We start from the raw sequence: 15,797 nt of genomic DNA on the forward strand, positions 1-15,797 counted from the left end.
CGAGGAAACGCCTATGACCGCCATTGCACGAATCACCCTGCTCAGCCTGGTATTGGGCTTGAGCGCTTGTGCGGTCCACCGGCCACCCCCTGCCCACACCGGCCCGACCATCCCACCGTCGGGCCCGTCGACGCAACCAAGCACCAAGCCTTCCGGCCCGGTGACCCCAGCGCCGAAACCGCTGCCAACCAAGTCGCCAACCTTCGCCCCACCACCGGGTGCCGCCAGCCACTGGGACGGCAAGATGCAGGTGTATGTGCTGGATGACCAGCCCGACACCTTCTACCGCCAGCGCACCTACTACCGCTGGAGCAATGGCTGGAGCCGCTCCATCAGCCCGAATGGGCCGTGGGAAGAGACCGACGTGCAGGGCGTGCCGCCGGGGTTGAGCAAGCAGTACGCGCAATGACAAAAGGCGACCTTTGAAAGGTCGCCTTTTTTATTCTCGACTTGAAATGCAATCAACTGTGGGAGGGGGCTTGCTCCCGATAGCGGTGTGACATTAAGCCCATCAGTGACTGAACCACCGCTATCGGGAGCAAGCCCCCTCCCACAGGGAATCACCGAGCTATCAGGCTACCGGGCATTCCCGCTCCAGCGCCGCATCCACCAACAGCTGCGCAATCTCAACCATCTGCACCACCGCCAGCAGCTGCTTGCGGCTTGAGCCATCCAGGTGCTCGGCACAGTCGTACGCACAGACAGTCGCCGATTCAAGCATCTCGCTGGCATTGCTCAAGGCAGCTTCGGTGCTGAGGCCGGGACGGACGGTGAAGACGATGTCGGGTGGGGTTTGTGGAGTGTCATCCGAGTGGGATGGCGGGGGATTTGGAGTAACTTTTTTCACGCGGCAAATCTCCATTCAGTTGGAGCTCACCACATCCGCGACCAAGCAGAAGGGTGGCGAGCTGTACGCAGGTTGGTCGACCAGGGAATGGAAACCCGGCAGGGCCTAAGCCCTCCCACGCACAGCTCGCCATAACGCGAGCACAATAATGCCGCTTGCGCGGCACTGTGCGCCATTCTAACCCGGGCGACCAAACCCGATCGCTGATGAGCAGCGACTGCGAGAGGCTAACGGTGCGTTATAGCAACTGCAAGCCACAGAGATTGTAGGAAAGGTCCTGTGTGGATCTGGAGTCCCGCCGTCTACCGTCGTACTGCGTGAAAGTAAAATAATGACTCCAGGCTCAGAACTTCGGCGGTACACAGTCGCCGGCCTGCCTGCCGAGGGATTGCTGCGTATACTTTCCTGTGACTACCAACTGGCTAACCTGTTGCAAGCCAGGCGCCGCATAGTCCCACCAGTATTGCGACAAGCGAAGAGAGTGTTTTGATGGAAGGCAGGTTGATCTATCTCATCGGACCATCGGGTTCGGGCAAGGACAGCCTGCTGGATGCCGCACGCCCCCGTTTGGCCGAGCGCGGCTGCCGCATTGTGCGCCGCGTGATCACCCGTTCGGCGGAAGCGGTGGGCGAGGCGGCGCAGGGTGTGAGCCCGGCGCAGTTCGCCGCGCTGGAGGCCGAGGGCGCGTTTGCGCTCAGTTGGAACGCCAATGGGTTGTGCTATGGCATTCCCAGGGACATCGACGATTGGCTGGCGGCGGGGGAGGACGTGCTGGTCAACGGCTCCCGTGCGCACCTGGCGCAGACCCGCGAACGCTATCCGAACCTGCTGGTGCTGTTGCTGACGGTTGATCAAGCCGTGTTGCGCCAGCGCTTGGTCGCGCGGGGGCGTGAGTCCCTGGCGGATATCGAAGCGCGCCTGGCGCGCAATGCACGCTTCACCGAGGAACTGATCGCCGGCAATGGCGCGGGGTTGTTCGTACTGGATAACTCCGGCCCGCTGGAGCATACCGTCGAGCGCTTGCTGTGCTGCCTCGACCACGGGCATTAGGTATGCGCGTGACCCTGCTCGGCAGCGTCCGCTGGGAGGGCCGGGTTATCTGAACGGCGAGCCAGCGCCTACAGATGATCTGTGTGTATTCCAAACCGGCTCAACAATGCCTTGCGGCCCTTGATGGTCAATCCCAGCGCGCGGCTGTCCAGGTCTTGGGTGACCCATTCATGGCGTATCGAGCTTTGCAGGACTGCCGCGCCCAACGCCCCCGCCAGATGGGGCCGACGCATGCTCCAGTCCAGGCATGAACACGCGAAACGCCGGCGTTGCGAGCGTAGCGCAGCCACATCAACCCCAAGCTCTACCATTGCCTCTTCGCCGTGAGCCGTAAGCTCATAGGTGCCGTCGCCAATCAGCCAGCTGGACGCGATGAAATGGTCATGCAGCTGTACCGCCAACGTGCCGGCCATGTGGTCGTAACACGTGCGCGCAAACTGCAAGCGATTGGGTGTGTTCGGCACAAAGGCCTTTGCGCTGTTTCGGCTGATCACCATCAAACCTTCAATCGCCTTGGCCACGTGCGGGCCGGCGAGGCTGTAGTAACGATGACGTCCCTGGGTATGCAGCTTGATCAACCCGTCGTCCTTGAGCCTGGCCAGGTGCGCACTGGCCGTGGAGGCGCTCACTTGGGCAATCACGGCCATTTCGGTGCTGGTACGCGCATGGCCGTCCATCAACGAGCAGAGCATTTTCGTGCGCGCAGGCTCCGCGATTGCACCGGCGATTTGGGAGAGGGCGGCGTCATCGTCGTGGGCGTCCATATTTCGTTCCTGGGCGAAGCGTTGCCGTGTGAGGGGGCGATAGTAACGCTTCTTTGTGAACAGGACGTGCCGAATGACACCGTTGCAAGCTGCTACTCATGCTGATCCCTATGCGTATTACGCAGGCCTCAGGCTCGACAGCGAGTTGCTGTTCGATACGGTTCTGAACGTGTGGATTGCCAGCCGTGCGAAGACGGTCGAGGCGGTTCTGGCGCATCCCGACTGTCACGTGCGTCCGTCCCACGAGCCGGTTCCGGCAGCGATTGCGCAGGGCCCGGCCGGGCAGGTGTTTGCGCAGTTGATGCGCATGAATGAGGGGGCCGCTCATGCATGCCCGAGGGCCGCGATTGCACCGGCGTTGGCTGCTTTGGCTGCGCAAGATAGTGCGAACGGGGTGGGGCAACTCATCGACACCATGGATAACCTCAATACGTTGATGTTCACATTGCCTGTCTCAGTGATTGCGTTGCAGTTGGGGGTGCCCAGAGATCAACTGGCAACCGTCGCCGCGCTGACACGGGATTTCGTCGCGTGCCTCACGCCACTGAGCGATGCCGCCCAATTGCGCGACGCGGATGGCGCAGCAACGCGATTGAGGCAGATGTTCGACGGCGTGCTGGAGGAGGCGGGGCTGCTGGCGCATATCCGCACGCGCGACTGGGGTAGCCCCGACGGATTGACCGCCAACCTGATCGGCTTGCTGTCCCAGACCTGCGAAGCGAGCGCCGGCCTGATTGGCAATACGCTGGTGATGCTGCATCGACGTCCCGATCTGGTTGAACAGCTTCAACGTACACCGGCGCTGGCCGTCGCCTTGGTGGAAGAGGTGGCCCGTTACGATTCGCCGGTGCAAAACACTCGGCGGTTCGTTGCCGCGCGTTGCACGATTGGCAACCGTGTTCTGGAGGCGGGGGACACGGTTCTGGTGTTGCTGGCGTCCGCCAATCGAGACCCCGACGCGAACCCCGACCCGGACAGCTTCCTGCTCGAACGAGCGCCTCGGCGAATCTTCAGTTTTGGCTCAGGCAAGCATCAATGCCCTGGCCAAAAGATTGCCTCGACCATTGCGTCGCAGGCCGTCCTGGCGTTGTTGCGCCGTCAGCCTGAATCGATCGCGGGTGCTGGCCGGTTCAGCTACTGGCCGTCCCTGAATGGCCGTATCCCTCGGTTCGAGGACGGGGCTCTCAATCAATAAACTTTCCACGGACTCCACAAACGCTCGTGCCTGGCCTTTTCGGGAAGTACCGGGCCTGCCCCGTTGAGTGTTTTCAATACCCCGCAATACAACCGCCAGTCAGGCAGAACAATTCTGTGCTTGAGTAAAGATAACTCTAGGGTTACTTTTATTCGGGCCAAGCCAAGGAGGCTGGGGTGCAAAGCAGGCTATTGATCAAGGCGTTGCAAGAGGCGGGTTGGGTGCTGGATCGGATCACGTGCAGTCATCACATTTTTACTCACCGCTATAACCCGTACACGATCCCGGTGCCTCACTCCAAGAAGGATCTTCCCTTGGGCACCGTCAGAAGCATCAGGAAACGCGCCGGGCTGTTTCAGTTTTAAGGAGAGCATTCATGCAATACCCAATCTGTATCGAATGGGGCGACGACTTCACCGCCACCGGTATTCAGATCCCCGATATTCCGGGCGCCGTCACCGCTGGGGACAGTTTTGAAGAGGCCTACAACGCTGCGGTGGAAGTTGCGCACATCATGCTGCAAGAGATCGCGGCAGAGGGCGGGGTGATTCCGATGCCGACGTCGGTGGCCAATCATCATGCGCACGAGGACTACGCCGGGATGGGCTGGGGCATGTTGGAACTGGATATCTCGCCCTATCTGGGCAAGACCGAGAAGGTCAATGTGACCTTGCCCGGTTATGTCATCCAGCGAATCGACCGTTATGTGCGGGAGCACAAGGTCAAAAGCCGCTCGTCATTTCTGGCGGATGCGGCGTTGGAGAAGTTGGTGCGTTCCTGAGGGCAATCAGGCGGTAGCGGCCGATACGCCACGGGAAGCACTCAGGAAGCGCAGCAACGCCACCAGCGGAAACGCACTGCCCACCAGCATTACACCGAGCCAGCCGCCGTGTTCATACACGCTGCTGGCAATCGCTGAGCCGAAGGCGCCGCCGATGAAGATGCTGGTCATGTACAGCGCGTTCAGGCGACTGCGGCTGTTGGCGTCAAGGGCGTAGATCGCACGTTGGCCGAGCACCATGTTCATCTGCACGCAGAAGTCCAGGACGACGCCGGTCACGGCCAGGCCGATCACGCTGTACAACGGGTGCACGAACGCCGGCAGGAAGCTCAATACGGCAAACACCATGGCCAGCAACGAGGCGCGGTGGGTGTGGCCGGCGTCGGCCAGGCGCCCGGCGATGGGGGCGGCGATGGCGCCGATGGCACCCACCAGGGCGAAGATCGCGATCTGGGTCTGGCTCAGGCCGTGGTTGCGCACTAGCTCCAGTGGGGCGGCAGTCCAGAACAGGCTGAAGGTGGCGAACATGCAGCCTTGATAAAAGGCGCGTTGGCGCAACAGCGGTTGTTCACGCAGCAGGGTGCCCAGGGAGCGCAGCAGTTGGCCGTAGCTGGCGCTGTGGTCGGGCTGGCGCTTGGGGATAGTGATCAGCAGCACCACGCTGATGATCGCCATCAATGCGGCAGCGGCCATGAACATCGCGCGCCAGCCGAAGTGGTCCGCCACCAGGCTGGACACTGGCCGTGCCAGCAGAATGCCGAGCAACAGGCCGCCCATGATGCTGCCAACCACTCGGCCACGGGATTCAGCCGGCGCCAGGTGCGCGGCCATCGGGATCAGGATTTGTACCGACACCGAACTGAAACCGATCAGCAATGACACCAGCAGGAACAGGTTCGGCTGCTCGGTGAACGCGGCACCCAATAGGCTGGCGATGGCCACCACGGTGGTACCGATCATCAGCTTGCGGTTTTCCAGCAGGTCGCCCAGGGGCACCAGGAAGAACAGGCCCAGGGCGTAGCCGACTTGCGTCAGCGATACGATCAGGCTGGCCATGGCGGGCGTGAGGCCGATGTCTGGCGCGATCAGTTCGATGATCGGCTGGGCGTAGTAGATGTTGGCGACGATGGCGCCGCAGAAGAACGCAAACAGCATCACCCTGCCTCGGGTCATGGTGGTTGTAGCGGGTGGGGTAGCGTTCATGCTGTTCTCATAAAAGCGAAGGAAGATGGCGAGCGAGAGTAAAGACAAGACCTTGCGGCGAGTAGGCCGCTTGCGTTGATAACATTCATGCCGGGAATTGATGACTGAAACGTTAACTTTTGGGTCGAAGAGCAATGATACATTCAGACACAACTGCCGAAACAGGAAATGCAGCGCCATGAAAATCACATTGAACAAGATGCTCCTGGCTTCAAGCCTTGCTGCGGCCATGGCTGTCGGGCTGGCCCACGCTGCCGATGCCCCGCGCGTCGGTGTACGCGGCGCCATCACTGCGATGGACGGCGACGCGATGCACGTCAAGGTCAACAGCGGTGAAGACGTCACCGTGCACCTGACGAAGGACACCCAGGTCCGCGCCGTCACCCTGGCCAAAATCGACCAGATCAAACCCGGTAGCTACATTGGCTCGGCCGCCATGCCGAATGCCGACGGCACCCTGACTGCCCTGGAAATCCACGTGTTCCCACCGGCCATGGCCGGCACCGGCGACGGGCACCGCGCGTTTGACTTGAAGGAAGGCAGCAGCATGACCAACGGCACCGTCGGCGACCTGGTGGTCAGCAACGGGCGCACCCTGACCGTCAAGTACAAGGGCGGCGAGCAGAAGATTGTGGTGCCGGAGGATGTACCGATCGTCAACCTGGAGCCAGGGGATCGCAGTTTGCTCAAGGCGGGGGTGAAGGTGGTGTTGTTTGCGGCGCAAGGGGCGGACGGGACGATCACCGCCCAGGCGATTTCAGCCGGCAAGGATGGCGTGACGCCGCCGATGTAACTGCCAAGCATAAAACCCAATGTGGGAGCGGGCTTGCTCGCGAAGGCGGAGTGTCAGTCACCGAATCAATCGACTGAACCACCGCTTTCGCGAGCAAGCCCGCTCCCACATTTTTTACCGCGTTTGTTCAGTTATTATTGACCGGAATAAATCTGGTCAAACACCCCACCATCATTGAAGTGGGTCTTCTGCACGGTGCGCCAGTCACCAAAGGTCTTCTCCACCGACAGGAAGTCGACTTTCGGGAAACGGTCGGTGTACTTGGCCAGTACCTTCGGATCGCGTGGGCGCAGGTAGTTGTTGGCGGCGATTTCCTGGCCTTCCGGCGACCACAGGTACTTCAGGTATTCCTCGGCCGCAACGCGGGTGCCTTTCTTGTCGACCACCTTGTCGACTACCGAGACCGGCGGCTCTGCTTCAGCGGAGACGCTTGGGTAGATCACTTCGAACTGATCACGGCCGAATTCTCGGGCGATCATTTCCGCTTCGTTTTCAAAGGTCACCAGCACGTCGCCGATCTGGTTGGTCATGAACGTGGTGGTGGCGGCACGGCCACCGGTGTCCAGCACAGGCGCTTGCTTGAACAGCTTGCCGACAAAGGCCTTGGCCTTGTTTTCATCGCCACCGTTTTTCAGCACGTAGCCCCAGGCCGACAGGTAGGTGTAGCGGCCGTTACCCGAGGTTTTCGGATTAGGTACGATCACTTGCACGCCATCTTTGAGCAGGTCCGGCCAGTCTTTCAGGGCCTTCGGGTTACCTTTGCGCACGATAAATACAGTGGCCGAGGTGAATGGCGCGCTGTTGTTCGGCAGGCGGGTGACCCAGTTGTCCGGCACCAGTTTGCCGTTGTCGACCAAGGCGTTGATGTCGGTGGCCATGTTCATGGTGATCACGTCAGCCGGCAGGCCGTCGATCACCGAGCGCGCTTGTTTGCTGGAGCCGCCGAAAGACATCTGCAGCGTCAGCTTGTCGTCCGGGTGCTTGGTCTCCCACTGCTTCTGGAACGCTGCGTTGTAGTCCTTGTAGAAATCGCGCATTACGTCGTAGGAGACGTTGAGCAGGGTGACCGGTGCGGCCTGAACGGCGCCCGCCAGGGCAAGGCCGGCGGCCAGGAGAGAGGCGCTAACGAGTTTTTTCACTGCTCATTCCTTGTTGTTCGAGAAGGTTGTCGATTGAGTGAGGGCACTTTGCCAGCGACTATAGCCGGGCCTGCATAGACGCTTAAAGATTAAAACGTACTTTGCTTATTCCACTTTATGAAAAAGATTGTTGCCACAGCGTGAGCAAAACGCCGCGTTGGGCTCATGGCTGTCTTTCTTGCACACCGGGCAGTCGGTTTGCAGCTGTTCACCGCGCATGGCACTGGCCAGCTCGGCGGTGAAAATCCCGGTGGGCACGGCGATGATCGAGTAACCGGTGATCATCACCAGCGACGAAATCACCTGGCCCAGCGGCGTCTTCGGCACGATATCGCCAAAGCCCACCGTGGTCAGGGTCACGATTGCCCAGTAGATGCCCTTGGGGATGCTGGTAAAGCCGTGTTCCGGGCCTTCGATCACGTACATCAAGGTGCCGAACACCGTCACCAGGGTGCACACGCTCACCAGGAACACCACGATCTTCTGCTTGCTGCCGCGCAGCGCCGCCATCAGGTAGTTGGCCTGCTTGAGGTACGGGCTGAGCTTGAGCACACGGAATATGCGCAGCATCCGGATGATGCGGATGATCAGCAGGTACTGCGCGTCGCTGTAATACAGCGCGAGGATGCCGGGGACGATGGCCAGCAAGTCCACCAGCCCATAAAAGCTGAAGGCATAGCGCAACGGCTTGGGTGAGCAATACAGGCGCAGGCCGTACTCAATCAGGAAGACCAGCGTGAAGCCCCATTCGATGTAGGCCAGCACATCGGCGTAGTTCTGGTGCACCTGGTCGATGCTGTCGAGCATCACGATCACCAGGCTGGCGAGGATGGTCAGCAGCAGGATGCCGTCAAAGCGTCGCCCGGCGACCGTGTCGCTTTGAAAAACCATGACGTAGAGCCGCTGACGCCAGTCGTTGTTGCTGTCCATAAAACCCGCCTGAATCAAATGTCGAGCAAGCCTAGGGGGATTCGAAGGGGCTGTCCATGCGAGGTTTCTGCAGCACTCGGCGGCTGGCGCGCACCAGCCAGCAGGCGAGGATAAACGGTGCGGTCAGCGCTGGCAGGTGCAGGGCTGCAAAGCCGGGGGTGAGGATGATCGCCAGCAGCATGCCGAACAGAGGCAGCCAGGGTTGGCGACGTGCCTGGCTCAACGCCAGTGCGGCCAGCGCCGGATTGTAACTGTGCAGGCCGAGGAGGGCGCTGGCGGTTTCATCCAGCAGCAGAGCGACCAGCACGCCGGTGATGGCACCGCCCAATGCCCACAGTGCCGCTCGGCGGTTGGCCAGCCACAGGCCCAGCGCGATCAGGGCGCCGGCAAGGGGCTGATCCAGCAACATGATCTGCGCCAGCCCGGTAAAAGGTGCAGTGAGGAGGGCCAGGGTGTCGGGTTCGCTCAGGGTAAACGTGCTCTCTGGCACGCTGCCCATCAGCAACCAGCCCAGGCCGACAAAAGGTGCGGTGTAGGCCGGCAGGTCGTCTGGTTGGGTGGCGTGTTTCAACCACTGCCGCGTGAGGATCGCACTCAAGCCGCCACATGCCAGGATCAGCGGTGGTAACAAGGCCGACCAGGCGAAATGCTGGCTGATCAACACGCCCAGCAGCACGCCGTTGTAGCTATAGAGGCCGGCCTGGCGTTCGGCCTTGGGATAACCCCGGCGCTGGGCCGTGAGCAAACCGGCGACTCCACCCAACAACGCGCCGCCGAGCAACGCCGGGGCACCGATCAGGATGGCCAGCAGGCACAGCAAACCGCACAGCGGCTGGCGCTGCAGGAAAATCTGGCTGAAGCCGTTGAGCAGGGCTTCGGCCCAGTCGGGACAGGATGGGTTGTGCATTTTTAGTGAGTCAGTGGGACCGAGTTGGCCCCATCGGGAGCAAGCCCCCTCCCACATTGGACTGCATTCACAAATATAAAGATGTGAACCCAATCAAGTGTGGGAGGGGGCTTGCTCCCGATGGGGCATCTACAGGTGCTAAATCAGCGTCTCTATACGCAAAGAGTTGGTCGACCCCGGCTGCCCGAACGGCACCCCCGCCGTAATCACCAACGTATCCCCGCGCTGCGCCATCCCCTGGGCCTGGGCAATTTCCAGCGCCGTGGAGCACACCTCGTCCACCTGGCGCAGCCGGTCATTGACCACCGAATGCACGCCCCACGCCACACTACCGTTGGTGGTCGGGCCCAGGGTGGCGAGGATTTTGACTTTCTTGTCAGGCGTCATGTTTGGCAGTCTCAAGAATCAGAATGGCGCGGAAGTCGTTGACGTTGGTACGGGTCGGCTCGGTGATGATCAAGCCGTCGAGGGCGGCGAAGTAGCCGTAGCCATTGTTGTTGTCCAACTCGTCGCTGGCCGACAGGCCCAGGGCTTCGGCGCGGGCGTAACTGGCGGGGGTCATGATTGCGCCGGCGTTGTCTTCCGAGCCGTCGATGCCGTCGGTGTCACCGGCCAGGGCGTATACGCCGGGCAGGCCCTTGAGGCTGTCGGTGAGGCTCAGCAGGAATTCCGCATTGCGCCCGCCACGGCCGTCGCCGCGCACGGTCACGGTGGTTTCGCCGCCGGACAGGATCACGCAGGGCGCCGCCAGTGGCTGGCCGTGCTGCACAATTTGACGCGCGATGCCGGCGTGTACCTTGGCCACGTCCCGCGCTTCGCCTTCGAGGTCGCCGAGGATCAGCGGGCTGAACCCGGCCTGGCGCACTTTCACGGCCACCGCTTCCAGGGATTGTTGCGGGCGCGCGATCAATTGGAAGTGACTGCGCGTGAGCATCGGGTCGCCGGGTTTGACGGTCTCAGAGGCCGGGTTTTGCAACCAGTTGCGCACGGATGCCGAGACTTCGATGCCATAGCGCTTGAGAATCGCCAGGGCCTGTTGCGAGGTGCTCGGGTCGCCCACAGTCGGGCCCGACGCAATCACCGTGGCCTGGTCGCCCGGTACATCGGAGATCGCGTAGGTGTACACCGTCGCCGGCCACGATGCCTTGGCCAGCCGGCCGCCCTTGATCGCCGAGAGGTGCTTGCGCACGCAATTCATCTCGCCAATGGTGGCGCCGGATTTGAGCAGGGCTTTGTTGATGGCTTGCTTGTCGGCCAGGGTGATGCCTTCGGCGGGCAAGGCCAGCAGCGCAGAGCCGCCGCCGGACAGCAGGAAGATCACGCGGTCGTCTTCGCTCAGGTTGCTGATCAGCGCCAGCACGCGCTTGGCCACAGCCTGGCCGGCCGCGTCGGGTACCGGATGAGCGGCTTCGACCACTTCGATTTTCTGGCAGGGCGCGCCGTGGCCGTAGCGGGTGACCACCAGGCCCGAGACGTCACCCTGCCAGCAGTTTTCCACCACCAGCGCCATCGCGGCCGCAGCCTTGCCGGCACCGATCACGATCACACGGCCGCTGCGGTCGGCGGGCAGATAGGGTTCAAGGACTTGCCGGGGGTGGGCGGCGTCGATGGCTGTGGCAAACAGCTCGCGAAGCAGGTGTTGCGGATCGACCGACATAAGCGGGCTCCCGGAGAATTCTTATTATTGGAAATACATCGCTGATCGTTCCCACACTCCGCGCTGATCGTTCCCACGCTCTGCGTGGGAATGCAGCCCGGGACGCTCCGCGTCACAAAGCGTGACGCAGAGCGTCACAAGAGGCATTACCACGCAGAGCGTGGGAACGATCAGCGGTGGGGCTTACTTATCGCGAATCGAAAAATTTGCCATATGCTCCAGGCCCTTTATCAGCGCGGAGTGGTCCCAATTGCCGCCACCAATCGCGGTGCAGGTGCTGAACACTTGCTGGGTGCCGGCGGTGTTCGGCAGGTTGATTCCCAGTTCCTTGGCCCCGGCGAGCGCCAGGTTCAGGTCTTTCTGGTGCAGGTTGATGCGGAAACCTGGATCGAAGGTGCCCTTGATCATGCGTTCGCCATGCACTTCGAGGATCTTCGATGAAGCAAAGCCGCCCATCAGCGCTTCACGCACCTTGGCCGGGTCGGCGCCGTTTTTCGCAGCGAACAGCAGCGCTTCGGCCACCGCCTGGATATTCAGCGCGACGATGATCTGGTTGGCGACCTTGGCGGTCTGGCCATCGCCATTGCTGCCGACCAATGTGATGTTTTTGCCCATGCTCTGGAACAGCGGCAGCGCGCGTTCGAAGGTCTGCGGCTCACCTCCGATCATGATGCTCAGAGTGCCGGCCTTGGCGCCGACTTCACCGCCGGACACCGGTGCGTCAAGGTACTGCGCGCCGGTCTCGTTGATCTTCGCGGCGAAGGCCTTGGTGGCGGTCGGCGAGATCGAACTCATGTCGATCACCACTTTGTTTGGCGACAGGCCGGCAGCCACACCGTCGGCGCGGAACAGCACGTCATCGACCTGTGGGGTGTCGGGCACCATGACGATGATGAACTCGGCTTCCTGGGCCACTTGCTGCGGGTTGGCCAGGGCCACGGCGCCGGCGTCGATCAGTGCCTGCGGCGCCTTGCCGTGGTGTTCGGACAGGAACAGTTGATGACCGGCTTTCTGCAGGTTCTCGGCCATGGGTTGGCCCATGATGCCAGTGCCGATAAATCCGATTTTAGCCATGTTGAAATCCTCTTTTTATTAGATGCACAGTGCTGACTCGGCCTGCCAAACACAGGAGATCCAAATGTGGGAGGGGGCTTGCTCCCGATAGCTGTGTATCAGTCGACGAAAATGTTGAATGAAAGACCATCGGGAGCAAGTCGAGTCGTCGCACCGCCCCTCCCACATGGGTTTTGTGTTGTGGGAGTCAGATAGCGTTATGGGTTTTGAGCCAACCCAAACCCGCTTCGGTGGTGGTCAACGGCTTGTATTCACAGCCGACCCAACCCTGGTAACCGATGCGGTCCAAATGCTCGAACAGGAAGCGGTAGTTGATCTCACCGGTGCCCGGCTCGTTGCGCCCTGGGTTGTCGGCCAATTGAATGTGGTTGATCTCACCCAGGTGCGCGGCCATGGTTCGGGCGAGGTCGCCTTCCATGATTTGCATGTGATAAATGTCGTATTGCAGGAACAGGTTGGCGCTGCCCACTTGCTCGCGAATCGACAGGGCCTGCGCCGTGTTGTTCAGATAGAAACCTGGGATGTCGCGAGTGTTGATCGCCTCCATCACCAGCTTGATGCCCACCGCTTGCAGCTTGTCAGCGGCGTACTTGAGGTTGGCGACAAAGGTCTTTTCCAGGGTTTCATCGTCAACACCCTGTGGCCGGATGCCCGCCAGGCAGTTGATCTGAGTATTGCCCAGCACCTGGGCGTAGGCGATGGCCAGGTTGACCCCGGCGCCGAACTCCTCGACCCGGTCCGGGTGGCACGCCAGGCCGCGCTCGCCCTTGGCCCAGTCACCGGCCGGCAGGTTGAACAGCACTTGGGTCAGGCCGTGGGCATCGAGTTGCGCCTTGATTTCGGCAGAGCTGAATTCGTACGGGAACAGGTACTCGACACCTTCGAAGCCGGCATCGGCGGCCGCTTTGAAGCGAGCAAGAAAATCCTGCTCGGTAAACAGCATGGACAGGTTGGCAGCAAAGCGCGGCATAGGGTTCTCCTTAATCGAGCAGGGAAATGGCAGTCGGCGCATCGTTGCCGACCAGGGCCAGATCTTCGAATTCATTGACGGCGTTGATCTCGGTGCCCATGGAAATATTGGTCACACGCTCCAGAATAATCTCAACGATCACCGGCACCTTGAATTCTTCGATCATTGCCTGCGCCTTGCGCAACGCCGGCTGGATCTGGCCCGGTTCGAACACGCGCAGGGCCTTGCAACCCAGACCTTCGGCGACCGGGACATGGTCCACGCCATAGCCGTTAAGTTCCGGGGCGTTGAGGTTGTCGAAAGACAACTGCACGCAGTAGTCCATTTCGAAACCGCGCTGGGCCTGGCGAATCAAGCCGAGGTAGGAGTTGTTCACCACGACGTGGATGTACGGCAGCTTGAACTGCGCGCCCACCGCCAGCTCTTCGATCATGAACTGGAAGTCATAGTCGCCGGACAGCGCGACCACTTTTCGGGTCGGATCCGCCTTGACCACGCCCAGCGCTGCCGGAATGGTCCAGCCCAGTGGGCCGGCCTGGCCGCAGTTGATCCAGTGGCGAGGTTTATACACATGCAGGAACTGCGCGCCGGCAATCTGTGACAGGCCGATGGTGCTGACGTAGCAGGTGTCTTTTCCGAACACCTGATTCATCTCTTCGTACACACGTTGCGGCTTGACCGGCACGTTGTCGAAGTGTGTCTTGCGGTGCAGGGTGGCTTTGCGCTGTTGGCAATCATGCAGCCAGGCGCTGCGGTCCTTGAGCTTGCCGGCGGCTTTCCATTCGCGGGCGACTTCAATGAACATCGTCAGCGCGGCACCGGCGTCGGACACAATGCCCAGGTCCGGCGTAAACACGCGGCCAATCTGCGTCGGCTCAATGTCGACGTGAATGAACTTGCGCCCTTCGGTGTACACCTCCACCGAACCGGTGTGGCGGTTGGCCCAGCGGTTGCCGATGCCGAGCACCACGTCCGATTTGAGCATCGTCGCGTTGCCATAACGGTGCGAGGTTTGCAGGCCGACCATGCCCACCATTTGCGGGTGATCATCCGGGATGGTGCCCCAGCCCATCAGGGTCGGGATCACCGGGATGCCGGTCAGTTCAGCAAACTCCACCAGCAGCTCGCTGGCGTCGGCGTTGATCACGCCACCACCGCTCACCAGCAACGGGCGCTCGGCCTGGTCGAGCAGGGCCAGGGCTTTTTCCACCTGGATGCGCGTGGCCAGCGGCTTTGCCAGGGGCAGCGGTTGGTAGGCGTCGATGTCGAATTCGATCTCGGCCATCTGCACGTCGAACGGCAGGTCGATCAGCACCGGGCCAGGGCGGCCGGAGCGCATTTCATAAAAGGCTTTCTGGAAGGCGTAGGGCACCTGGCCGGGTTCGAGGACGGTGGTCGCCCACTTGGTCACCGGCTTGACGATGCTGGTGATGTCGACGGCCTGGAAGTCTTCCTTGTGCATGCGAGCGCGGGGCGCTTGCCCGGTGATGCACAGGATCGGGATTGAGTCGGCTGAGGCGCTGTAGAGGCCGGTCACCATGTCGGTGCCCGCCGGGCCCGACGTGCCGATGCACACGCCGATATTGCCGGCCTTGGTGCGGGTGTAGCCCTCGGCCATGTGCGAGGCGCCTTCAACGTGGCGAGCAAGGACGTGATCGATGCCACCGACCTTCTGCAAGGCCGAATACAGCGGGTTGATCGCGGCGCCCGGGATACCGAAGGCAGTGTCGACCCCTTCACGGCGCATCACCAGGACAGCGGCTTCGATTGCTCTCATTTTGCTCATGTTTTTGGTGCCTCTTGCGTTTTGTAATTGTATACAAGTGGTGTCTGTCCAAAGTGTATTCACGGCGAGCGGCGCAGGTCAATGCATTTTATTCGTTGGCCTTTACGTTCGTCGGAAGGCATTTTTTCGACGTATGGAGGGTTTGTTCGAAAATATTGTATACAAAAACATATGTCATTGTGTTCTATTTGTTTGATCGAGTATCTGATCCAACAGGTCTCCACCGCTTTACCCATAACAAGATGAGGACGGCACCATGAGCGCTTTAACCTTGAAAATCGCCACCCACCTGGCCAGCCAGGCCATCACCGCAGGCCGCACGATTTCAGCCGCGCCGCTGACCATCGCGGTGCTCGACAGCGGCGGCCACTTGATCACCTTGCAACGGGAAGACGGCGCCAGCCTGCTGCGCCCGCAAATCGCCATCGGCAAGGCCTGGGGCGCGATTGCGCTGGGCAAGGGCTCACGGTTACTGGCGTTGGATGCGCAGCAGCGGCCAGCGTTTATCGCAGCGTTGAATAGCCTGGGGCAGGGCAGCGTGGTACCGGCGCCGGGTGGGGTGTTGATTCGGAATCAGGAGGGGGTGGTGCTGGGAGCCATCGGGATCAGCGGGGATACGTCGGATATTGATGAGCAGTGTGCGATCACGGCGATCGAGGGGGTGGGGTTGTTGGCGGATGCGGGCGTGTCGGCCTGATTTT

17 protein-coding genes and 1 pseudogene are annotated in these 15,797 nt (G+C 61.2%); 7 read left to right on the forward strand and 11 right to left on the reverse strand.

The window, feature by feature from the left end:
- Positions 1-13 precede the first annotated feature (13 nt).
- Positions 14-409, forward strand: a complete 396-nt coding sequence (locus ACR52_RS23210) for a lipoprotein (protein ID WP_048729911.1) — start codon at positions 14-16, stop codon at positions 407-409.
- Between the two features lie 162 nt (positions 410-571).
- Here ACR52_RS23210 and ACR52_RS23215 read toward each other — a convergent pair whose 3' ends face one another.
- Positions 572-847 (reverse strand): DUF6124 family protein, encoded by a 276-nt coding sequence (locus tag ACR52_RS23215; RefSeq protein WP_048729915.1) that lies wholly within the window; start codon positions 845-847, stop codon positions 572-574.
- 489 nt (positions 848-1,336) lie between these two features.
- Here ACR52_RS23215 and phnN point away from each other — a divergent pair, with 489 nt between their 5' ends.
- Complete coding sequence (gene phnN / locus ACR52_RS23220) at positions 1,337-1,897, forward strand: phosphonate metabolism protein/1,5-bisphosphokinase (PRPP-forming) PhnN (RefSeq protein ID WP_048729920.1); 561 nt, start codon at positions 1,337-1,339, stop codon at positions 1,895-1,897.
- 68 nt (positions 1,898-1,965) lie between these two features.
- On the opposite strand, the gene ACR52_RS23225 is transcribed toward phnN, so the two are convergent.
- The gene (locus ACR52_RS23225; RefSeq protein WP_048729925.1) at positions 1,966-2,661 is read right to left on the reverse strand and encodes an ArsR/SmtB family transcription factor; all 696 of its coding nucleotides are present in this window, start codon (positions 2,659-2,661) and stop codon (positions 1,966-1,968) included.
- Positions 2,662-2,734: 73 nt separating this feature from the next.
- Here ACR52_RS23225 and ACR52_RS23230 point away from each other — a divergent pair, with 73 nt between their 5' ends.
- The 3 genes from ACR52_RS23230 (at position 2,735) to ACR52_RS23240 (ending at position 4,637) form a co-directional block, all read left to right on the forward strand.
- Positions 2,735-3,856: a cytochrome P450 gene (locus ACR52_RS23230; RefSeq protein WP_048729929.1), complete on the forward strand. Its 1,122-nt coding sequence runs from the start codon at positions 2,735-2,737 to the stop codon at positions 3,854-3,856.
- Positions 3,857-4,032: 176 nt separating this feature from the next.
- Complete coding sequence (locus tag ACR52_RS23235; protein ID WP_048729932.1) at positions 4,033-4,221, forward strand: type II toxin-antitoxin system HicA family toxin; 189 nt, start codon at positions 4,033-4,035, stop codon at positions 4,219-4,221.
- An 11-nt stretch (positions 4,222-4,232) separates the two neighbouring features.
- On the forward strand, positions 4,233-4,637 hold the full coding sequence (locus tag ACR52_RS23240) for a type II toxin-antitoxin system HicB family antitoxin (protein ID WP_048729935.1): 405 nt from the start codon (positions 4,233-4,235) through the stop codon (positions 4,635-4,637).
- A 6-nt stretch (positions 4,638-4,643) separates the two neighbouring features.
- Here the strand turns inward: ACR52_RS23240 and ACR52_RS23245 are convergent, their stop codons facing one another.
- The gene (locus ACR52_RS23245) at positions 4,644-5,840 is read right to left on the reverse strand and encodes an MFS transporter (RefSeq protein WP_048729938.1); all 1,197 of its coding nucleotides are present in this window, start codon (positions 5,838-5,840) and stop codon (positions 4,644-4,646) included.
- Between the two features lie 178 nt (positions 5,841-6,018).
- Between ACR52_RS23245 and ACR52_RS23250 the strand changes: the two genes are divergently transcribed.
- A complete protein-coding gene (locus ACR52_RS23250; protein WP_048729940.1) occupies positions 6,019-6,633 on the forward strand; it encodes a DUF5666 domain-containing protein in 615 nt (204 codons plus the stop codon).
- Between the two features lie 134 nt (positions 6,634-6,767).
- On the opposite strand, the gene ACR52_RS23255 is transcribed toward ACR52_RS23250, so the two are convergent.
- The 8 genes and pseudogenes from ACR52_RS23255 to gcl all read right to left on the reverse strand — a co-directional run bounded on the left by ACR52_RS23255 (position 6,768) and on the right by gcl (position 15,096).
- Positions 6,768-7,772: a sulfate ABC transporter substrate-binding protein gene (locus ACR52_RS23255; RefSeq protein ID WP_048729942.1), complete on the reverse strand. Its 1,005-nt coding sequence runs from the start codon at positions 7,770-7,772 to the stop codon at positions 6,768-6,770.
- A gap of 105 nt (positions 7,773-7,877) precedes the next feature.
- On the reverse strand, positions 7,878-8,702 hold the full coding sequence (locus ACR52_RS23260) for an ion transporter (RefSeq protein WP_048729945.1): 825 nt from the start codon (positions 8,700-8,702) through the stop codon (positions 7,878-7,880).
- A 31-nt stretch (positions 8,703-8,733) separates the two neighbouring features.
- Positions 8,734-9,609: an urea transporter gene (locus ACR52_RS23265; RefSeq protein ID WP_048729948.1), complete on the reverse strand. Its 876-nt coding sequence runs from the start codon at positions 9,607-9,609 to the stop codon at positions 8,734-8,736.
- Positions 9,610-9,747: 138 nt separating this feature from the next.
- A pseudogene (locus ACR52_RS23270) lies at positions 9,748-9,939 on the reverse strand (pyruvate kinase alpha/beta domain-containing protein); the annotation flags it as partial.
- A 46-nt stretch (positions 9,940-9,985) separates the two neighbouring features.
- Positions 9,986-11,266: a glycerate kinase type-2 family protein gene (locus ACR52_RS23275; RefSeq protein ID WP_048729953.1), complete on the reverse strand. Its 1,281-nt coding sequence runs from the start codon at positions 11,264-11,266 to the stop codon at positions 9,986-9,988.
- 183 nt (positions 11,267-11,449) lie between these two features.
- A complete protein-coding gene (locus tag ACR52_RS23280) occupies positions 11,450-12,340 on the reverse strand; it encodes a 2-hydroxy-3-oxopropionate reductase (protein WP_048729955.1) in 891 nt (296 codons plus the stop codon).
- A gap of 187 nt (positions 12,341-12,527) precedes the next feature.
- Complete coding sequence (gene hyi / locus ACR52_RS23285) at positions 12,528-13,310, reverse strand: hydroxypyruvate isomerase (RefSeq protein ID WP_048729957.1); 783 nt, start codon at positions 13,308-13,310, stop codon at positions 12,528-12,530.
- Positions 13,311-13,320: 10 nt separating this feature from the next.
- Positions 13,321-15,096, reverse strand: coding sequence for a glyoxylate carboligase (gene gcl, locus ACR52_RS23290; protein WP_048729960.1), 1,776 nt, complete (start codon positions 15,094-15,096; stop codon positions 13,321-13,323).
- 256 nt (positions 15,097-15,352) lie between these two features.
- On the opposite strand from gcl, the gene ACR52_RS23295 reads away from it, so the two are divergent.
- Positions 15,353-15,793 carry a GlcG/HbpS family heme-binding protein gene (locus ACR52_RS23295; protein WP_048729961.1) on the forward strand — a complete coding sequence of 147 codons (441 nt, stop codon included), beginning with the start codon at positions 15,353-15,355 and terminating at the stop codon, positions 15,791-15,793.
- Positions 15,794-15,797 lie beyond the last annotated feature (4 nt).

The organism is Pseudomonas fildesensis, assembly GCF_001050345.1.
Taxonomy (GTDB): domain Bacteria; phylum Pseudomonadota; class Gammaproteobacteria; order Pseudomonadales; family Pseudomonadaceae; genus Aquipseudomonas; species Aquipseudomonas fildesensis.